The organism is Marivirga arenosa (assembly GCF_030503875.2).
In the GTDB taxonomy this organism is placed as follows: Bacteria; Bacteroidota; Bacteroidia; order Cytophagales; family Cyclobacteriaceae; genus Marivirga; species Marivirga arenosa.
In genome coordinates this window covers 3,370,546-3,389,309 of record NZ_CP129968.2, presented here as the reverse complement: position 1 = coordinate 3,389,309, position 18,764 = coordinate 3,370,546, and the positions used below count along the sequence as shown (strand labels likewise).

At 34.3% G+C, this 18,764-nt stretch carries 13 protein-coding genes; 9 read left to right on the top strand and 4 right to left on the bottom strand.

Features of this window, described 5'->3' with window-relative positions; translation table 11 throughout:
• Nucleotide 1: 1 nt before the first annotated feature.
• Together QYS47_RS14520 and QYS47_RS14515 are read left to right on the top strand one after the other, a co-directional pair.
• A complete protein-coding gene (locus QYS47_RS14520) occupies nt 2–3,163 on the top strand; it encodes an efflux RND transporter permease subunit (RefSeq protein ID WP_322346920.1) in 3,162 nt (1,053 codons plus the stop codon).
• A complete protein-coding gene (locus tag QYS47_RS14515) occupies nt 3,160–4,596 on the top strand; it encodes a TolC family protein (RefSeq protein ID WP_322346919.1) in 1,437 nt (478 codons plus the stop codon). Before QYS47_RS14520 ends, QYS47_RS14515 begins: the two co-directional genes overlap by 4 nt.
• Nucleotides 4,597–4,739: 143 nt before the next feature.
• On the opposite strand, the gene QYS47_RS14510 is transcribed toward QYS47_RS14515, so the two are convergent.
• Together QYS47_RS14510 and QYS47_RS14505 are read right to left on the bottom strand one after the other, a co-directional pair.
• Nucleotides 4,740–5,849: an alkene reductase gene (locus tag QYS47_RS14510; protein WP_322346918.1), complete on the bottom strand. Its 1,110-nt coding sequence runs from the start codon at nt 5,847–5,849 to the stop codon at nt 4,740–4,742.
• 106 nt (nt 5,850–5,955) lie between these two features.
• Nucleotides 5,956–6,474, bottom strand: coding sequence for a hypothetical protein (locus tag QYS47_RS14505; protein ID WP_322346917.1), 519 nt, complete (start codon nt 6,472–6,474; stop codon nt 5,956–5,958).
• 330 nt (nt 6,475–6,804) lie between these two features.
• Here QYS47_RS14505 and QYS47_RS14500 point away from each other — a divergent pair, with 330 nt between their 5' ends.
• From QYS47_RS14500 to QYS47_RS14475, 6 genes are all read left to right on the top strand, one after another.
• The gene (locus QYS47_RS14500; RefSeq protein WP_308356000.1) at nt 6,805–7,338 is read left to right on the top strand and encodes an RNA polymerase sigma factor; all 534 of its coding nucleotides are present in this window, start codon (nt 6,805–6,807) and stop codon (nt 7,336–7,338) included.
• On the top strand, nt 7,307–7,825 hold the full coding sequence (locus QYS47_RS14495) for a hypothetical protein (protein WP_322346916.1): 519 nt from the start codon (nt 7,307–7,309) through the stop codon (nt 7,823–7,825). The genes QYS47_RS14500 and QYS47_RS14495 overlap by 32 nt, the downstream gene beginning before the upstream one ends.
• A 110-nt stretch (nt 7,826–7,935) precedes the next feature.
• On the top strand, nt 7,936–8,466 hold the full coding sequence (locus QYS47_RS14490) for a DUF4252 domain-containing protein (RefSeq protein ID WP_322346915.1): 531 nt from the start codon (nt 7,936–7,938) through the stop codon (nt 8,464–8,466).
• 72 nt (nt 8,467–8,538) lie between these two features.
• Complete coding sequence (locus tag QYS47_RS14485; RefSeq protein ID WP_322346914.1) at nt 8,539–9,129, top strand: DUF4252 domain-containing protein; 591 nt, start codon at nt 8,539–8,541, stop codon at nt 9,127–9,129.
• Nucleotides 9,130–9,134: 5 nt separating this feature from the next.
• A complete protein-coding gene (locus QYS47_RS14480; protein ID WP_322346913.1) occupies nt 9,135–10,037 on the top strand; it encodes an ABC transporter ATP-binding protein in 903 nt (300 codons plus the stop codon).
• Complete coding sequence (locus QYS47_RS14475; RefSeq protein WP_369592733.1) at nt 10,034–10,849, top strand: ABC transporter permease; 816 nt, start codon at nt 10,034–10,036, stop codon at nt 10,847–10,849. Before QYS47_RS14480 ends, QYS47_RS14475 begins: the two co-directional genes overlap by 4 nt.
• A gap of 91 nt (nt 10,850–10,940) precedes the next feature.
• On the opposite strand, the gene QYS47_RS14470 is transcribed toward QYS47_RS14475, so the two are convergent.
• Complete coding sequence (locus QYS47_RS14470; protein ID WP_322346912.1) at nt 10,941–12,068, bottom strand: fatty acid desaturase family protein; 1,128 nt, start codon at nt 12,066–12,068, stop codon at nt 10,941–10,943.
• A gap of 493 nt (nt 12,069–12,561) precedes the next feature.
• Nucleotides 12,562–13,644 (bottom strand): isoaspartyl peptidase/L-asparaginase family protein, encoded by a 1,083-nt coding sequence (locus tag QYS47_RS14465; protein ID WP_322346911.1) that lies wholly within the window; start codon nt 13,642–13,644, stop codon nt 12,562–12,564.
• Between the two features lie 131 nt (nt 13,645–13,775).
• Here QYS47_RS14465 and QYS47_RS14460 point away from each other — a divergent pair, with 131 nt between their 5' ends.
• Nucleotides 13,776–18,515, top strand: a complete 4,740-nt coding sequence (locus tag QYS47_RS14460; protein ID WP_322346910.1) for a tetratricopeptide repeat protein — start codon at nt 13,776–13,778, stop codon at nt 18,513–18,515.
• Nucleotides 18,516–18,764: the final 249 nt, after the last annotated feature.

The window sequence follows — 18,764 nt, the reverse complement described above, 5'->3', positions numbered from 1 at the left end:
AATGTTTAAAAGGTTTATACATAGACCGGTATTGGCTATTGTGATATCGGTTATTATCGTATTTGTTGGGATGCTAGCGATTAGACAATTGCCTATTTCTCAATTCCCTAAGATTGCACCCACTACTGTCAATATATTTATTGCATATCCTGGTGCTAGTGCTGACGTACTGGTGAAATCTACACTAGTTACATTAGAAAATTCAATAAATGGTGTGCAAGGTATGCGTTATATCGCAACGGATGCAACCAGTGCCGGTGAGGCAACTTTAAGAGTTATTTTTGAACCGGGTACAGATCCCAATCAAGCCGTAATACGAGTCAAGACTCGGGTGGATCAGGTGATGCCACTACTTCCAGAACTTGTTCAACGGGAAGGTGTGGTAATCACCCCAATACAACCAAGTATGTTGATGTATGTCAACTTATATGGTAAGGATAAGAGTATGGATGAGAAGTTTCTGTACAATTATGCTAATGTTAAAATGATTCCGGAAATACAAAGGATTAAAGGTGTAGCCAGAGCTCAAATTTTAGGGAGTAGGAAATATGCTATGAGAATTTGGCTTAATCCTGATCGTATGCGAGCTTACGATATTTCTACCGAAGAAGTGATGAAAGCTTTAGAGGAACAAAGTATTGTAGGTAGACCAGGTAGAATAGGTAGAAGTTCTGGAATTGAAGCTCAATCTTTAGAGTACGTTTTAACCTATAAAGGGAGGCGTAATCAACCGGAAGAATATGAAAATATAATTGTGAGGGCAAATGCTGAAGGGGAGAGCATCCATTTACGTGATATAGCTAAGGTAGAATTAGGAAGTGAGTTTTTTGATATCTATTCTAATTTAGATGGTAAACCTTCAGCAGCAATTGTATTAAAACAAAACTATGGTAGTAATGCCAGTGAGGTTATAGCGGAAGTAAAAGAAACCTTGAAGGAAATGAAAGCTGATTTCCCTCCAGGGGTCGATTATAAAATCAGTTATGATGTATCTAAATTCTTAGATGCCTCCATTGAACAAGTTACCCATACTTTGCGAGATGCCTTTATTTTAGTGGCTTTAGTAGTATTTATATTTCTAGGCGATTGGCGTTCTACTTTGATCCCAATTTTAGCGGTACCAGTATCTCTGATAGGAGCATTTTTTGTCATACAATTTTTTGGACTCTCCATCAACTTAGTTACGCTTTTCGCTCTAGTTTTAGCCATTGGTATTGTGGTGGATGATGCCATAGTAGTAGTGGAGGCCGTACATGCTAAATTTGCTGAAAACCCTAAAATCACACCTTACAAGGCTGTACAAAAGGTATTAGGTGAAATTAGTGGTGCAATTATCGCTATTACAGCGGTTATGGTGTCGGTGTTCTTACCAATATCCTTTATGGTCGGTCCTGTAGGTACTTTCTACAGACAGTTCTCTATTACAATGGCCAGTGCGATTGTGATTTCAGCAATTATAGCCTTAACGCTTACACCAGTACTTTGTGCAATGTTGTTAAAAAATAATCATGGTAAAGAGCAAAAGAAAAACTTCCTTACCAAAGGCTTAGATAGTTTCAATAGAGGGTTTGATAAATTAACGGGATCATACACAGGGCTATTGAAGCGAATAGTAAATAGGAGAGTATTGACCTTTGGTATTTTATTAGCCTTTGGTGCTGGTATCTTTTTAGAAAATGAAATTTTACCAACAGGCTTTATTCCAAGTGAAGATCAAGGTACTATTTATGCGATCATTCAAACTCCTCCAGGCTCAACGCTTGAAAGAACCAATGAAGTTTCGCAACGTCTTCAGGAAATTTGTGAAGAAATTGAAGGAGTAGAAACCGTATCTTCTTTAGCTGGATATGAAATCATGACAGAAGGTAGAGGTTCAAATGCTGGTACTTGTTTGATTAACTTAAAAAACTGGTCTGAACGTGAGCATTCTGTAAAAGAAATTATGGAAGAACTCGAAGAAAAGTCGAAGAATTTAGGTGCCATAGTTGAGTTCTTTGAGCCACCTGCAATTCCAGGTTTCGGTTCCTCTGGTGGTTTCTCCATGCGATTATTAGATCAAACAACGAATACTGACTATCAGGAATTTGAAAAGATAAATAATCAGTTCATGGATAACCTAAGAGAACGAAAAGAGCTTTCAGGTCTATTCACATTCTTTGCAGCCAACTATCCTCAATATGAATTGGTGATTGACAATGAAAGAGCCATGCAGAAGGGGGTTTCTATTGGAAAAGCAATGGAAAATCTGAACATATTGATTGGTAGTACATACGAACAAGGGTTCATCCGATTTGGACGATTCTTTAAAGTGTATGTTCAATCTGATCCGAAGTTTAGAAGATTGCCTAAGGACGTACTAAACTTATATGTTAAAAATGAAGAGGGTGAGATGGTTCCTTATTCGGCCTTTATGACGCTTAAGAAAAAACAAGGGCCCAATGAGGTGACTCGATATAATATGTATAATTCTGCAGCAATCAGAGGTTTGCCTGCAAAGGGTTATACTACTGCAGATGCAATTGAGGCTATAAAAGAAGTAGCCAGTACAACACTGCCAAAAGGTTATGATATAGCCTGGGAAGGCCTTTCTTATGATGAGGCTCAAAGAGGAAATGAGTCATTATACATTTTCGTAATCGTACTCATATTCGTCTACCTAGTATTAGCAGCACAATATGAAAGTTTCATAATTCCTTTAACTGTTTTCTTTTCACTACCGGTGGGTGTATTTGGTTCATTCCTATTGCTTAAAATGTTAGGATTGGACAATGATATTTATGCTCAAATTGGTTTGATAATGTTGGTTGGTCTATTAGGTAAAAATGCTGTATTGATAGTTGAGTTTGCTGTTCAGAAAAGACAAGCAGGAGCCAGTATTTTCAATGCAGCAATTGAAGGTGCCAAAGTGAGGTTTAGGCCAATCTTAATGACATCTTTCGCTTTTATTGCAGGTCTAATTCCATTGGTGTTAGCTTCTGGTGCAGGAGCAATAGGTAACAGAACGATTGGGGCATCAGCCTTAGGAGGAATGCTATTTGGTACTGTATTCGGTGTAATTATAGTACCTGGCTTATACTACATTTTTGCGAAACTAGCAGATGGTAAACACCTCATCAAATATGAAGAAGAATATCCTTTAACAGAACATCAAGATAAAAAATGAGGAATAAAAGATTATTATATATAGGATTGGGGGTTGTTTTTACAGTCTTTTTTATGACAAGCTGTAAAACCCCATCATTAATAGAAAAATCGGTTAATAATTCAATTCCTGAAAAATTTAGTGCTAAGCAAGACAGTACTAATATGGCTCAGCTGAACTGGAAAGAATACTTTTCTGACCCACATTTGCTGGCCTTAATTGATACTGCGCTAAATAGAAATCAGGAATTGAATATTATGTTTCAGGAAATCGCCATTGCAAAATTTGAAATAGGAGCTAGGAAGGGAGAGTATCTTCCTTACCTAGATCTTAAAGCAGGAAGTGGTGTTGAAAAAAAAGCGCGCTATACTCCAGAAGGAGCCAGTGAGGCTACTACCGATATTGAACCCGGTAGAGAAATGCCGGAACCTGTTCCAGATTTTCAATTAGGTGCTATTGCATCATGGGAAGTTGATATTTGGCGTAAATTGCGAAATGCTAAAGAATCTGCAGTAAAGGAGTATTTAGCAACTCAAGAAGGTAAGAATTTCTTAATCACTCAATTGGTAGCAGAAATTGCGAATTCCTATTATGAGTTACTGGCTTTAGATAATCAATTACAAATTCTAAATCAGAATATCGAGATTCAATCTAATGCTTTAAAGATTGTAAAACTTCAAAAACAAGCATCGAGGGTTACGGAATTAGCAGTTCGTAAATTTCAAGCTGAAGTATTAAATACGCGCTCTTTGCAGTATGGAATTAAGCAGCAAATAATTGAGACTGAAAATAAAATCAATTATCTGCTTGGTAGATATCCACAGCCTATTGAAAGAAGTACTCAAGATATTATAGAAATATTATCGGACAGTATTCAAGCAGGTATTCCGTCTCAACTATTGGAAAACAGACCGGATATAAGAAGAGCAGAATTGGAATTAGCAGCTAGAAAGCTAAATATTAAAGTAGCTAAAGCTAATTTTTATCCTACTCTTGATATTTCTGCTGGTATAGGATTGCAAGCTTTTAATCCTGCTTATTTAATTCAAACTCCAGAGTCGATGCTGTTTAATTTGGCAGGAGACTTAGTTTCTCCCTTAATTAATAGAAGGGCAATTAAAGCGAATTATTATACAGCCAATGCTAAGCAAATTCAAGCAGTTTATGAATATGATAGAACGGTATTGAATGCTTTCATGGAAGTGAAAAATCAGCTTTCCAAAGTTGATAACTTGAATAAGAGCTATGACTTAAAACAGCAAGAAGTACAGGCACTGAATGAATCCATTGAGATAGCGAATAATCTATTCAAATCTGCCAGGGCAGATTATATGGAGGTACTATTAACCCAAAGAGATGCCTTGGAATCTAAGTTTGAATTAGTAGAAACGAAAAGAGAACAAATGAATGCTAAAGTTAATATTTATCAAGCGCTTGGTGGTGGTTGGAATTAATTACTTTTTCATAGTTAAATAGTGGTTCTATTTAATACCCGACTTCAAGTGATTTTTATTTATGGTTATTCGCTTGAGTCGGGACTTTTTGATTCGATTACTAAAAAACCACTCCAGTTTGGAGTGGTTTTTTTTATCATTCATTATGCTTCTATTTCTTTCAATTTAGGATAGTCCGTATAGCCTTTATGACCAGGGGTGTAGAAGGTGTCAGTATCATATTCTGCTAGCTCAGCTTTCGCAGCAAATCGTTCCACTAAATCAGGATTTGAAATATATGGTTTTCCATATGCCACCATATCAGCATCACCTTCTTCAATCACTTTATTGCCTGATTCTCTATCAAAATGAGCGTTGATCATCAAATTACCTTTATAAATAGGTCTATATCTTTTGGCGATTTCAGTTACCGCATACTCTATATCTGATACATCATTGAATGGTTCAGAAAGATGTAAATAAGCTAAATCGTAATCATTTAATTTTTCTATTATATAATCAAAGGTTGGAATTGTTTCTTCATTTAATTCCATTCCAAAAATGCCATGTAAAGAAGGATTTAACCTCAAGCCAATTCTGTTTTCAGGCATTACTTCTTTAATTGCATCTATAATTTCGAATAGGATTTTTGATCTATTTTCTTTTGAACCGCCATATTCATCAGTTCTTTTATTAGAAGTAGAACTAAAGAATTGATGTAACAGGTATCCGTTAGAAGAATGTATTTCAACACCATCAAATCCAGCTTCCCAAGCATTTGCTGCAGCATTTTTAAAATCCTGAATGGTTTGTTTGATATCCTCCAATGTCATTTCCTTCGGAGTTTCAGTTTCTTTAAATCCTTCTGGAGTATAAGATTTTGAATTTGGATTTATCGCAGAGGGTGCATGTGGAAGTTCACCATTATGAAAATCTGGATGAGACATTCTACCTACGTGCCATAATTGAAGAAATATTTTACCTCCTTCATCATGCACCATTTTGGTAACTTCTTTCCATCCCTCAGTTTGAGCTTTAGTATGAATTCCTGGAGTGTTAATATATCCAACCGCTTTTTCTGATATCTGAGAGCCCTCTGTAATGATTAATCCTGCAGAAGCACGTTGTTTGTAATACAGTCCCTGTAATTCAGCATTCGCAGCTTTTTGCTCGTTATCTGCTCTGCTTCTGGTCATTGGAGCCATTACAACTCTATTCTTTAATTCTAAGTCTCCTAGTTTGAAAGGTTTTAAGAGTGCTTGATTATAATCCATATTAAGTTTTATCTTTTATTTATTGATAAAACTAGTACACTCCCTAATTGAAGTTTAGGTTACAGTAAGAAGGACTATTCTTTGTAAGCCAGCTGACAATTTCGGATTATTCCCAACCCCAGGGTGATGCAGGTGCTTCTACTTCTTGAGTTAAATCAAATTCTAATCGGATTGGGGCATCACTGCTAACTCTTCTAAGGTTATAAGTAAATACTGAATCTGAAATACTAACCCACCATACATTGCCAGCAGCATATGGAATCATATCTACTGTTTGTTGATCTGCTGGGAAATACTGCATTTGTTCAAAACCTGTATTAGGGCTGGTACCTCCGTACATAGTTATTTCCGCAGGACTTCCATCTTTATTTCTGTGATCGTGTTTTAATTCAATATTGCGATCGCTTAATGTAAAAACCCAGGTTCTTGACCTGTTCTCACCTACTACAAAGGGGATTCTTATTTGCCCTTCCCCACATGACTTAAAATGAATGATTAGATCTTTCTTTTGAAAATCTTCAGGAACTGGAGCGGTTACTACTTCTCCGGCATATGCTTTTCCACAATGTGCTTCTAATTTCTCCCAGAAGATTAGATGATTTTCTCTTTCCTGAGAATATATCATAAAATTAGTAAATAGGCTAATCGCTAATAGACAAAAAATCGATCTCATAATACAGATAAATATATCTGAATATAGCGGATTCTACTATTCCTGACACTATCTAAATTAATTTTAATATTTTTAATAAAATTAATTAACTGAAAATCAATAAATTATATCGTTGTAGGATAAGATTTAAAAAAATACTTCAACTTGCTGTAACTTTTAATTCACTTGTGCATCTACTTTATGAAACGAAACAAAACGAGAGTTTAAAAAGAATTAAGAATTTCACTCTTTTATTTTGTCAAGTTCCATGTGGCCGATGAATAACATTTTTAAACACATGAAATGAACGAAGAGAACTATTTTAAAAATATTTACCTGAGTCAAAAGAATAAGCTTTATCGCTTCAGCTTCTTTTACATGAAAGATGAAGAAGAGGCTAAAGATGCAGTTCAAGAGGCTTTAATTAAGATTTGGGATAAAAGATCGGATTGGGATAGGGTGGAAAACCCTGAAGCTTGGGGGATGCAAATTGTAAAAAACATTTGCCTTGATAGACTTAGAAAGCAAAAGACAGTTCAAAAGCATCAAGATTCACTCAAGTTAGAAAAGACTTTTGGTCAAGATCCAGGCACAATTTCTGTTTGGCAAGACCAATGGAAAATATTGCAAGACGTTTTAGAGCAACTTAGCGAGAAGCAAAAAACAGTCTTCATATTAAGAGAAGTAGAGGGGAATAGTTATCAGGAAATTGCAGAGACTTTGGAAATTTCAGAGTCACAAGTTAAAACTGATTTATATCGCTCAAGAAAATATTTGAAAGCTAGCATGCAAAAAATAAATGATCATGGCATTAAAAACTTTAGAAATTTGGCTTGAAAAATACTGGTTAGGAGAGCTTAGCCAAGTAGAAGAAATGCAGTTCAAAAGTGAACTGAAAGCCAATAAAAATAAATTAGAGGGAGAGTTGTTACAGATGGCGGAGTGGTTTGAAAGCCAGGAAGAGCTGAAACAAAACCTAACATTGGGTGAAGATTTCGATGATCAAGTAATGAATAAAATTCATTCAAAATCAAAATCTAAAGACCAATGGAATTGGATGAAAATAGCAGCTTCTGTATTAGTTGCCTTTGCCCTTGGTTTCTTTGCCTGGTGGATGCCGTTGCAACAAGAAAGAAGAGAACTAGCTCAGCAAGAAGAAAAAGCATATTTAGAGGCTAAAGCTACTTTGGAACTGATGGCTTCTATGATGAATCATAGTAGAAAACATTTAAGCTCGCTTGAAATGATCAATACAGCACAGGAGAAAGTGAAAAATACATTTCAACCAGAAAGAAAACAGAATAAAGAAAAAGGAGATAGTTAAAAAAGATTTAAGTACTGGAGTCTAGACATAAATTCGAACACTGTACTTAAAATATCTAAAACCTTAGTGATTAATAATTATAAGTGAATACAAATAAAAATAGAATAAAAATGAAAAAGATAGGATTAATAGTTGTTTTAGCTTTAGTAAGTTTGGCAGCACAGGCACAGAACTCGGAGTTCATGAAATTTTATGATAAATATGCTTCGAACGAATCATTTACTATAGTTTCAGTGAACCAGCGAATGATTGAATTATTCTCAAATTTTGAAGTAGAAGGAGAAGATGGTGAAGCCATGAAGAAGGCAGTAAGTGGTTTAAAAGGTATTAAGTTGATTGCTAACAGTAAAACAAGTGATGGAGCATCTTTATTTTCTGAAGCAAATAAAGCCTTTGCCAGAGGTTATGACGAATTGATGACCGTGAGAGACGGTGATTCTGATATTCGATTTCTAATTCAAGAAAAAGGAGGTATGGTAAGTGAGTTAGTAATGTTAGTGGGTAGTGACAGTAGTTTCGTAGCCGCTAGTATATTTGGAGATATCGATTTGAAACAAATGTCGAAAATGGCTAATGGCTTAAATATTTCAGGAATGGAAAATTTAGAGCAGCTTGAGAATATGGAAGATGAGAAAAACTAATCAATAATAAACTAAAATATTAGCAGGATGAAGTATATCTTCATCTTGCTATTTCTATTTAAACTAAAAACTATGCGACTACTAATCTTATCATTGCTATCAACCTTAATACTATTTTCTTGCAACAAGAAGATAGAAGACCCATTAAAAAGCCTTCAAGAAGAAGGTATTCATACTTTAAATATCAATCTTTATCCTAGTAATATAAAGATGATTAATGCTAATAATAATCCTGAATTTGCAGAGGCGACAAAAGGAATCAAAAAGCTTCATATTCTTCAGATACAATTGAAATCAGATTCAAATGAAATGAAATTTCAGGAATGGAAAAGCAATCAGGACTTTACGGGTTGGGAATCTATTTTTACCGCCAGAATTGAAGGATCAGATATAGAGGTTAAAACTCCTGAGGGCAGAGATGATATTTTGTTTGCGACTGCAGAAACGAAAGAAGGTATTTTTGTAGGCTTTTTAGAAGGTGCCTTTGATATATCTAAACTTCCTCAACTCATGAAGTCAGATTTAAATTTTGGCCCTATCGGAGATTTCATCCAAGATAAGGATAAAAGAGAAAAGCAGAGAGAGAAAGCGCGCAAAATAAGAGAGGCTTACAAGGATGAAATTGATGAAGAGGTAGAAAAAAATACGACAACCGAAGAATAAAATTTATGGCTGAAAATATACTAGAGATTTCAGGACTGAATAAACGCTATGGCAAAATTCAGGCTGTTAATAATCTTGAATTAAAAGTTGAAAAAGGAACAGTCTTTGGCTTGTTAGGGCCAAATGGTAGTGGTAAAAGTACTACTTTAGGAATTTTATTAGGGGTTGTTCAAAAGGATTCTGGTATTTATAAATGGTTTGGTAAGGAACCCACAGCAGCTCAAAGAAGAAATTTGGGTGCTATTTTAGAAAGCCCTACTTTCTATCCTTATTTATCAGGGATTCAAAATCTGAAGATTGTTTGTAAAATTAAGGAGGTTCCAGAAAAAAGAATTTTAGAAGTATTAACCCAAGTGGGTTTAGGGAATAGAGCGGAATCGCCATTTAAAAGTTATTCTTTGGGTATGAAACAGCGTTTAGCCATTGCTTCTGCTTTGCTGTCGGACCCTGAAGTGTTAATACTTGATGAACCTACTAACGGTTTAGATCCTCAAGGTATAGCTGAAATCAGAGAGCTGATTATCAATATTGCTGAAAAAGGTAAGACCATTATTTTGGCGAGTCATTTGCTAGATGAAGTGCAAAAAGTATGCACTCATTTTGCTGTATTAAAGCAAGGTGAGAAGATATTCCAAGGAACTGTTGCCGAAAGCCTAATGGGAAATGAAGGGATTGAACTAATGGCAGAAGATTTAGATAATCTGAAATCAGTAGCCAGTAAATTCCCTGCTTTTGTTGATATGAAACTTAATAATTTAGGTAGGTTAGAGGTGCAATTGTCTAATGACACCCCTATTCATGAATTCCATCAATATTTAATTAAAAATGGAATCATCTTAACTCATCTTTCATATATCAATAAGTCATTAGAGAAACAATTTTTACAACTTTTATCCGGAAACGAATGATATTGAAATATTTACAAATCGAATGGCTAAAGCTGAAAAATTATAAAACCTTCATAAGGTTAGCTTCTCTGTATTTTTTATTGCTATTGCTGATCATGAGTAGCGTTAAAATTTTACTTTCCTGGATGACCAATTCAGGTGTTGAATTTCAAGGGATTAGCCCAAATATTATTCCTTTTTATGATTTTCCGGATGTATGGCAAAATCTCACTTATTTGGCATCCTACTTAAAGTTCTTTTTAGCTTTCATAGTGATCATTTCAGTAACTAATGAATATAGTTATAGGACGATCCGACAGAACATTATTGATGGAATGTCGCCCTCTCAGTTCTTAATTGCTAAACAGACTTTAATCTTTGGATTTAGTTTGTTTAATATGTTGGTGATTTGGCTTGCAGGTACTTTAATGGGACTGTTTTACGGGACTAATTTCGTTTTCAGTATGTATATAAACGATATGGAGTTTTTATTGGCTCATTTTCTAGAGCTGGTTACATTCCTTAATCTGGCTATGCTCATATCTATTTTATTGAAAAAAGCAGGTTTTGCTATAATAGGACTGTGTTTTTACGCCATATTTTTGGAACCAGCCATAGTAGGGATTCTAAATTATAAATTTGATGATCATTGGTTAATTACACTTTTCCCAATTCATGCGGTAAATAATTTGATTGAAATCCCATTTCAACGGTATGTATTCATGGAAATTCAAGATTATGTAAAAGTAAGTAGTGCAATTATTGCCTTAGCATGGTTGGTCATCAGTGTTGCATTAAATTATGTATTGATTGCAAAAAGAGATGTAAATTAGATTTTAAATAATTTGTGACGTTGTGACGTCCTGAAATAGAAAAGCCCTGAAATTCATCAACTTCAGGGCTTTTTTTTGATGTAAAGGCTATTTAACTAGCAACAGTAGCTAAAGCTAATTTTTTATCATATTCCCCATTTCCTAATTGGTTTAATAAAGAAAAATGACTCTTTAAAGCTGCATAGAATGACTTATGATGATGATAAGGTATGCCAAATTCTTTTGCTGTTTTCTTAACTATAGGAGCTATACTGCTATAATGAATGTGGCATATATTTGGGAATAAATGATGCTCAATTTGATGATTAAGGCCACCAACAATCCATGAAAACCATGATGATGAGTTAGCGAAATTTGAAGTAGTATGTAATTGATGAATTGCCCAATTATTTTCTACACTTCCTTTTTCATCTACTTCATAGAACTGAGTTTCATTTATAACATGTGCGGGTTGAAAAATTAAAGCAAGGATCAAACCGCTAATAAATTGCATTAATAAAAAGCCTAAGGCTACTTGCCACCAAATTACACTTGTCATTAATATTGGACCTACCAACGTAAGCATAATATACCAGCTTTTATGAAATAGCATTGTGGCCAGTCCTTTTGAGAAGCTTAAACCTTGAGCTTTCAATAAATTTCGCTTATTGTATCGTATTAATTGATCTAAATCTTTAGCAATCAACCAATAAAAGGTCATTAAACCGTATAATATTGGAGCATAAAATGCCTGAAATTTAAAAAAGCTTCTTCTTTCTTGATGTGGTGAAAATCTTATGATGCCCTTTTTGTCAATATCTTCATCGTATTCATTAATATTGGTGAAAGAATGGTGTAATACGTTGTGTTGTATCTTCCAGTTAATATGATAAGCACCAATAAAGTTGGCTGTAAAGCCCAAAGCTTTATTTACTAAATTATTTTTCGAATAAACGCCATGGTTTGCATCATGCATAACGCATAGGCCTATTCCTGCCATTCCAAATCCCATTACAAAAAACATAGCAATCACTAATCCAACACTATTGATAATACCGCTAAGCATTAGTACTAGCGGAATAAAATACAGCAATAACATAAAAGCTGTTTTAATTTTCATTCGGTTATTCGCGTATTTTGTAATTTTTTGATCTTTGAAATATTGATTTACTCTTAATCTTAAAGTGCTAACAAATTCCCGATTGTCTGTTGTGTTAAATTTTACTGTGTTCTTGTTCATATGCAATTATTAATCTTACAAGTTACCTTTAAATAAAGCATTAATACCATATTTGGAGATATTTTAGACGAATCAACTTTCCATCAATTTTATATCAAAGGGATTTTGGTGTATTAAAAAAATACATTTTCAAGATTTTAACAGAGATTGAAATTTTTGAAAAGCTGGGGATTAGTTTTATTTAGCTTTTACTTATTCAATATGTGTAGATTCTTAAATATCTCTTTTATATTGTATTATAGCTAATTACTTATACATAAGTAAGTAAAGTATTCTTAAAACTTCAACATAGGATAGATTAAATTCCCAGCCAAATAATATTTGAGATATATTAAAAAAATACAGTTTTGTTTAATCATTAGAAGAATGACCTCTACATAATCTATACAAAATCAGAAGGGAGGAAGATATTTACAAAAGTATTTAAATTAGATAGATTAAAATAAAAAAAGCCATGCATATGAAACATGGCTCTTTACTGTATTGAGATATTCTATTTTTCGTCTTCGTATATATATACTTTAGGTGTGCCTTTTTCATTCATATAGCCTCTGTACATTCCGGATGTATTGAAAGGCATGCTGATGTTTCCTGCTCTATCCAAGGCAATGATTCCACCGCCACCACCAAACTCAACTAACTCATCATACACTACTTTGTTAGCAGCAGCTTCTAAACTCATTCCTGCATATTTCATTTTAGCGGCAATATCATAAGCTACTACCGATCGAATGAAATATTCTCCATGGCCCGTAGCAGAAACACCACACGTTAGATTATCGGCATAAGTACCTGCTGCAATAATAGGTGCATCACCAATTCTGCCATATCTTTTGTTGGTCATTCCACCTGTTGAAGTTCCAGCCGCAATATTTCCATCTTTATCTAACGCTACACAGCCTACTGTACCGAATTTACTATCTGGAAAATCTAATAATGCCGCACTTCTTCCTTTCTCTTCTTCTCTTGCTTTTACCCTTTGAAGTGCATCATATCTACTTTGGGTGAAGAAATATTCTGGGTCAACGATTTCTAAGCCTTGTTCAGCAGCGAATTTTTCAGCTCCCTTTCCAGCCATCATCACATGTGGACTATCTTTCATAACAGATAAAGCAGCTTCAATAGGGCTTTTGATAGTGGATACACCCGCAACTGCTCCTGCATTCCTTGTTTTTCCATCCATAACAGCCGCGTCAAGCTCATTTTTACCTTCGTTTGTAAAAACTGCTCCTTTCCCCGCATTAAAAAGTGGTGATTCTTCCATAATCTGAATAGCTGCTATAACCGCTTCCATTGCTGGAGCACCATCTTCTAGTTTAGCATAACCTGCTTCCAATGCTTCTGCTAACTTAGCTCTGTATTCAGCATCTTTTTCTTCAGTCATATTTTCCCTTTTAATAGTACCTGCTCCTCCATGAATCACAAGGCTTATAGGGCCTTGCATTACTTCTTTTGGTCCGGCTACTTGTTCTGTACTTATTTCTTTTTCTTCGGGAGATTTCCTGGTTGTAGGATCACAAGCCACTAGAATTAAGATAATGAATAAGGGAAAAATGATTTGGTATGTCTTTTTCATAGTTATAAAATTTAGATTTCAATTTAATTAACAGAATTAGTTTAACCAAGATGTATAACTAAAGCGGTTATTTTCTTCCATAAGCGCCAAAAATTCAATAATTTTCGTCAATCTTTTTAAATCATTAATTCATGGTGAAAATATATAGAAATATACTGACCCTAATTCTTTTTATTAGTTCAGCAATTGCTTTTTCTCAAACTGAGCAAAGTTTATATTTTGTTCAAACCTATAATGGTGCTGGTCAACCTCTTCAAAAAGGAACTGCAATAATTATTGATGGCCAAGGAACTGGGGTCACACATCAGAACCTTTTTTTAGAAGCCACGAGCGCTAAAGTATTTACTCAGGATAGCAGCGTTCATAATATTTCTACTATAAATGCTCATGATCCAGCTAGTGGCTTAGTGAAATTTGCAGTAGATAATAATCTGACTATTAAATTCCAAAAGGCTAATCTTGGGGAAGGAATTATTAAGAAAGGAGCCAGTTTTAATATGCTAAGAGCTGATGCTATACAGGATGTGAAAAAATCGAATGTTAGTGTAGCGAGTGCTTCTGAAATAGAAGGATATGGTGTTTTTGCCGTAATACCTGATAATCTGAATAAAGATGCTATTGGAGCCGCTGTTGTAGAAAATGATAAAATTCAAGGCTTTATTTTAAATAAGGCGGATGGCATAAATGGAGCCGTAATTATTGATATATCTCGATTAGAAAAGGCCAACCCAATCACCAATGGGTTTTCAAATTTTACCAATAGGATTAGTGAAAACGCACATTTATTATCTGCATTGAATGCTTATGCAAGTGAAGATTGGGCTAATTCAATTAATACATTTGAAAAGTTTGCTAACCAAAATCCGAAAGATGATTTTGCATGGAAGATGGCAGGCTTCTCAGCATTTGAAGCTAAAGATTATAATAAGACAATTTCAAATCTAACCAATGCTTTTAAAATAAAATCTAGCCCTAGAGCTTATTCAATTAGGGCTTTCGCATACTTTGAGCTTAATAAGTATACTGAAGCAATTAATGATTTTGCACAAGCTCAAAAAGAAAAAGTTAATGAGGCTAAATGGTATGCCTATAAAGGGATTTCTCATTACGAATTGGATCAAATCAGTCAAGCCATTCCTGATTTGGAAAAGGCAGTTGAATTAGAATTCAAAGATCCGAAAGTGAGCTATTATTTAGGGAATGCATACTTCAAAAATGAGAAATATGCCAACGCAATAAATGCTTATGATCAGGCAGAGAAGTTGGGATATGAATCTGAGATCTTATTCAATAATAGAGGGAAAGCTAAATTTCTAACTGAAAAATATGAGGCTGCAATTGCTGATTATACTACATCATTAGGATTAAAAGCTAATTATCAAACTGCACTAGAAAACCGAGGAGCCGCTTATTTCAAAACAGAGGATTGGTCAAAAGCAATTGAAGATTACAAAAAAGCAATTCAGCAAGGTACTAATGATCAAGAAGTATTTCTTCAATTAGCAGAAGCTCAATTTAATACTGAGAAATACAGTGAAGCGATCATTAATTACGGTAAAGCAATTAGTGGAGGCAATAATGAGGTTAAAACTTACAAAAACAGAGGGATTGCCTATTTAAAGGATTCCCAAAGTGATAGAGCAATAGCTGATTTTAAAGCTGCTGTAGAAAGAGGTGCGAATGATGGAGAGATTTTTCAATTGCTAGGTACAGCTCAATATGAAAGAGGAGCATATCAAGAATCAATTCAAAATTTAGAAAGGGCTATTTCATTTGGTGTAAACGATACTACTCTTTTCAAAAATGCAGCAAAAGCTAAAATTGAATTAAATCAAAATGAAGGAGCTATTTCGTATTTCAAAAAAGCCATTGCAGCTGGAGCAAAGTCACCAGAAGTTTTTGAAGAATATGCTATTTTATTATATGAAGCAGGGAATACTCAAGAAGCTAAAATTAACATTGAAAGAGCAATCGCATCAGGTTCATCGGGGGCTAAGCTATTCCTCTATCAAGGCTTTATGGCAAATGCCAATCAAAATTGGGATAAAGCTATAGCTGCATTAAATAAAGCAAAAGAAGCCTCCTATAATGAAGCAGATTTATTTTCTGCTTTAGCAAAAGCTCAATTCAATAAAAAGGAGTATGAGCAATCCATTGAAACGGTTAAGCAAGCTTTTCAGAGAGGGGATAGATCTGCAGATAATTATGAAATAATAGGCTTGTCTTATTTCGAAACGAAAAATTATGAAGAGGCAGTGCGAGCTTTGAATTCTGCTATTCAAGGCGGGAAAAATACACAGCAAGTCTATTATGCTTTAGGTCAGTCTCAATTTGAAGCTGGAAATTTTAGAAGTGCTGCTGAAGCTTTAACAAAAGCAGAAGAGCAAGGTGAAACAAGCATAAACTTATATGAGAAAAGAGGCTTGGCCTACAATGAAATGAAATCAGCAGATATGGCTATTATGGACTTGTCCAAAGCCTCCGATATGGGAAGTAAATCTATTGATGTTTATTTTAATTTAGGCAATTTATATTTTAGAAATCAAAACTTAATTAGAGCTGAAGAGGCTTATACAAAAGCTGTGAATTTAGGAGCTAAAGACCCTATTTTATTTAACAATAGGGGGAAAGCTAAATTTTTACAGGATAAGGTAGCGGAAGCCGTTAAAGATTATGATTTGGCTTTAACAGAAAAACCAGATTATGAACAAGCCTTATTAAACAGAGGTACAGCTTATTATCAGCAAAAGAATTATAGTGGATCGATAAGTGATTTAGAAAAAATAGAAAATAAAAGTACACAGGTGGCTGAAATGCTCGGTTTGGCTTATTATCAAACTCAGCAGTTTGATAAGGCTTTAGAAAATATGCAAACGGCAATCACAGGTGGTGTTAAAAATGCACAATTACATTATTTCAAAGGAAATATCTTATATAACAAAGAAGATTATAGACCAGCCATAAGCGATTATCAAAAAGCAATTGAAGGTGGAATTGATGAAGCTGAATTGTATGCCAACATAGGGAATGCATTTTTTGTCATTGAAAATTATAGGGAAGCAGCAACACAGTTATCTAAAGCAATTGACAAAGGTGTTACAGACAAAGAAGTAGTTGAAAACTTGGGTAATGCTTTATACGAAGGAAAACAATATGAGGAAGCAAGTAAATTCCTTCAAAGAGCAATTGGCTTTGGTACACAGAATCCAACAACTCATTTTAATTATGCTAATACCTTATTCCGTCAGGATAGATTTAAAGATGCAATTAAATCATATGATCAGGCTATTACTTTAGGGCAAAAAGATGAAATCATTTATAACAATAGAGGTAAGGCAAAAGCAAAGCTTGGAAATTACGAAGCAGCTTTACAGGATTATAACCAATCGCTTACCATAGATCCTAATTATCCGCAAGGTGTATTAAATAGAGCAAATGCTCATTTCTTTTTAGAGTCATGGGAGAGTGCATTAACTGATTTTAATAAGGCTGTTGAATTGGGTCAGGTTGACAATAACACTTATGTACGCATGGGATTAAGTTATTATAATCTTGAGAATTATGGTGAAACCATTAATATGATGGATCAAGCATTTCAAATGGGGAATCAGTCATCAGATTTATATTATGGTAGAGGTAACGCCTATTTCCAACAGGAAGAACTTGATCCGGCCTTAAGTGATTTGAATCAAGCAGTTACATTTGGGGATAAGCACCCTGAAACCTATTTTCACAGAGGGGTAATTAATTTTAGAAATGAGCAATATGAAATTGCTTTATCTGATTTCGATAAAGCCGAAGAATTTGGCAGCAAAGCGGATCAACTTTATTTGTTTAGAGCGAAATCCAATTATGCATTAAACAATTGGCAGAATGCACTTCAGGATTTTGACATTGCAATTGCAGCCAACAAAGAATTGTATGAAGCTTATGCGTTAAGAGGGAATACTAAATTTAGATTGGATGATTTGTCGGGAGCTATTAGCGATTATAATACCGCTATTTCTGGTGGAATAAATGAGGCGGTTTATTTTAATAATAGAGGTAAGGCTAAACAGCTCCAAGGGAATATTGATGAAGCGATAAAAGATTATGATCAAGCGCTATCCTTAGATTCAGATTATGCCAGAGCTTATGAAAATAGGGCAGTAGCAAGATATGAAAAGGAAAACTATCAAGGTGTAATTGATGATGTGGATGCTTTGGAAGATTTAGATGAAGGAAACCCTCAAGTATTTTACATAAAAGCAGAATCATATTATGCAATAGAAGACTGGGTGGGCTCAGTATCTTACTTCGAAAGAGCAATTCAAGGAGATGTTATTAAATCAGATTCTTATTTTAAAAGAGGTAGGTCGTATTTAGAATTAGAAGATTATCAAGCAGCCTTAGATGATTTTAACAAAGCTGCTGAGGCATCACCAGCAGATGCTTCAATTTATTTGTATAGGGCTCAGTGTTATTTGTATTTAGGGAATGTAAGATATGCAGCTGAAGATTATTCTAAGGCCATCACTTTAGATCCTAATAATACAGATGCTTATTACAACAGAGCAATTTTAAGAGAAGAAACCGAAGATTGGGAAGGTGCCTTACAAGATTATGATAAAGTAGTTCAGTTAAACCCAGAAGATGCTTCGGCATATTACTACAGGGGAAATGTTAAATCTGTTCTTGAAAATTTTCTCCCAGCTTTAAAAGATTTAAACAAAGCAATTGAATTAAAAAATGATGACGCTTCTTATTATAAGTTAAGAGGAAATGTAAATTATCAATTGGAAAATGATACTGAAGCTTGTGAAGATTGGAATAAAGCGAAAAGCTTAGGTGACAGCAGCGTTAATTATTATTTAAATCAATATTGTAATTAAGATATTAGGCAGGATCAGAAATGCTGATCTTGCCATATTTTTTTAACTTTATAAATATAAATGAAAACTCATGAATTCATATGACTTAGAATTTTAATAACCTTAAATACTTTTGTTATGATCAACCTAAACCTTAAAAAATTCCTCAAAATTATTTTTAGCTTCATTGGCATTGCTTATTTACTCACTTTTGTCTATTCAATTTTCACTAATTTTGATAGTGCTTCTGTATATGAAGTGGGCTTAAAT

Excerpts from the sequence above, each read along its gene's own strand:
- QYS47_RS14520 (WP_322346920.1), top strand. The coding sequence starts at position 2 with ATGTTTAAAAGGTTTATACATAGACCGGTATTGGCTATTGTGATATCG.
- QYS47_RS14515 (WP_322346919.1), top strand. The coding sequence starts at position 3,160 with ATGAGGAATAAAAGATTATTATATATAGGATTGGGGGTTGTTTTTACA.
- QYS47_RS14510 (WP_322346918.1), bottom strand. The coding sequence starts at position 5,849 with ATGGATTATAATCAAGCACTCTTAAAACCTTTCAAACTAGGAGACTTA.
- QYS47_RS14505 (WP_322346917.1), bottom strand. The coding sequence starts at position 6,474 with ATGATATATTCTCAGGAAAGAGAAAATCATCTAATCTTCTGGGAGAAA.
- QYS47_RS14500 (WP_308356000.1), top strand. The coding sequence starts at position 6,805 with ATGAACGAAGAGAACTATTTTAAAAATATTTACCTGAGTCAAAAGAAT.
- QYS47_RS14495 (WP_322346916.1), top strand. The coding sequence starts at position 7,307 with ATGGCATTAAAAACTTTAGAAATTTGGCTTGAAAAATACTGGTTAGGA.
- QYS47_RS14490 (WP_322346915.1), top strand. The coding sequence starts at position 7,936 with ATGAAAAAGATAGGATTAATAGTTGTTTTAGCTTTAGTAAGTTTGGCA.
- QYS47_RS14485 (WP_322346914.1), top strand. The coding sequence starts at position 8,539 with ATGCGACTACTAATCTTATCATTGCTATCAACCTTAATACTATTTTCT.
- QYS47_RS14480 (WP_322346913.1), top strand. The coding sequence starts at position 9,135 with ATGGCTGAAAATATACTAGAGATTTCAGGACTGAATAAACGCTATGGC.
- QYS47_RS14475 (WP_369592733.1), top strand. The coding sequence starts at position 10,034 with ATGATATTGAAATATTTACAAATCGAATGGCTAAAGCTGAAAAATTAT.
- QYS47_RS14470 (WP_322346912.1), bottom strand. The coding sequence starts at position 12,068 with ATGAACAAGAACACAGTAAAATTTAACACAACAGACAATCGGGAATTT.
- QYS47_RS14465 (WP_322346911.1), bottom strand. The coding sequence starts at position 13,644 with ATGAAAAAGACATACCAAATCATTTTTCCCTTATTCATTATCTTAATT.
- QYS47_RS14460 (WP_322346910.1), top strand. The coding sequence starts at position 13,776 with ATGGTGAAAATATATAGAAATATACTGACCCTAATTCTTTTTATTAGT.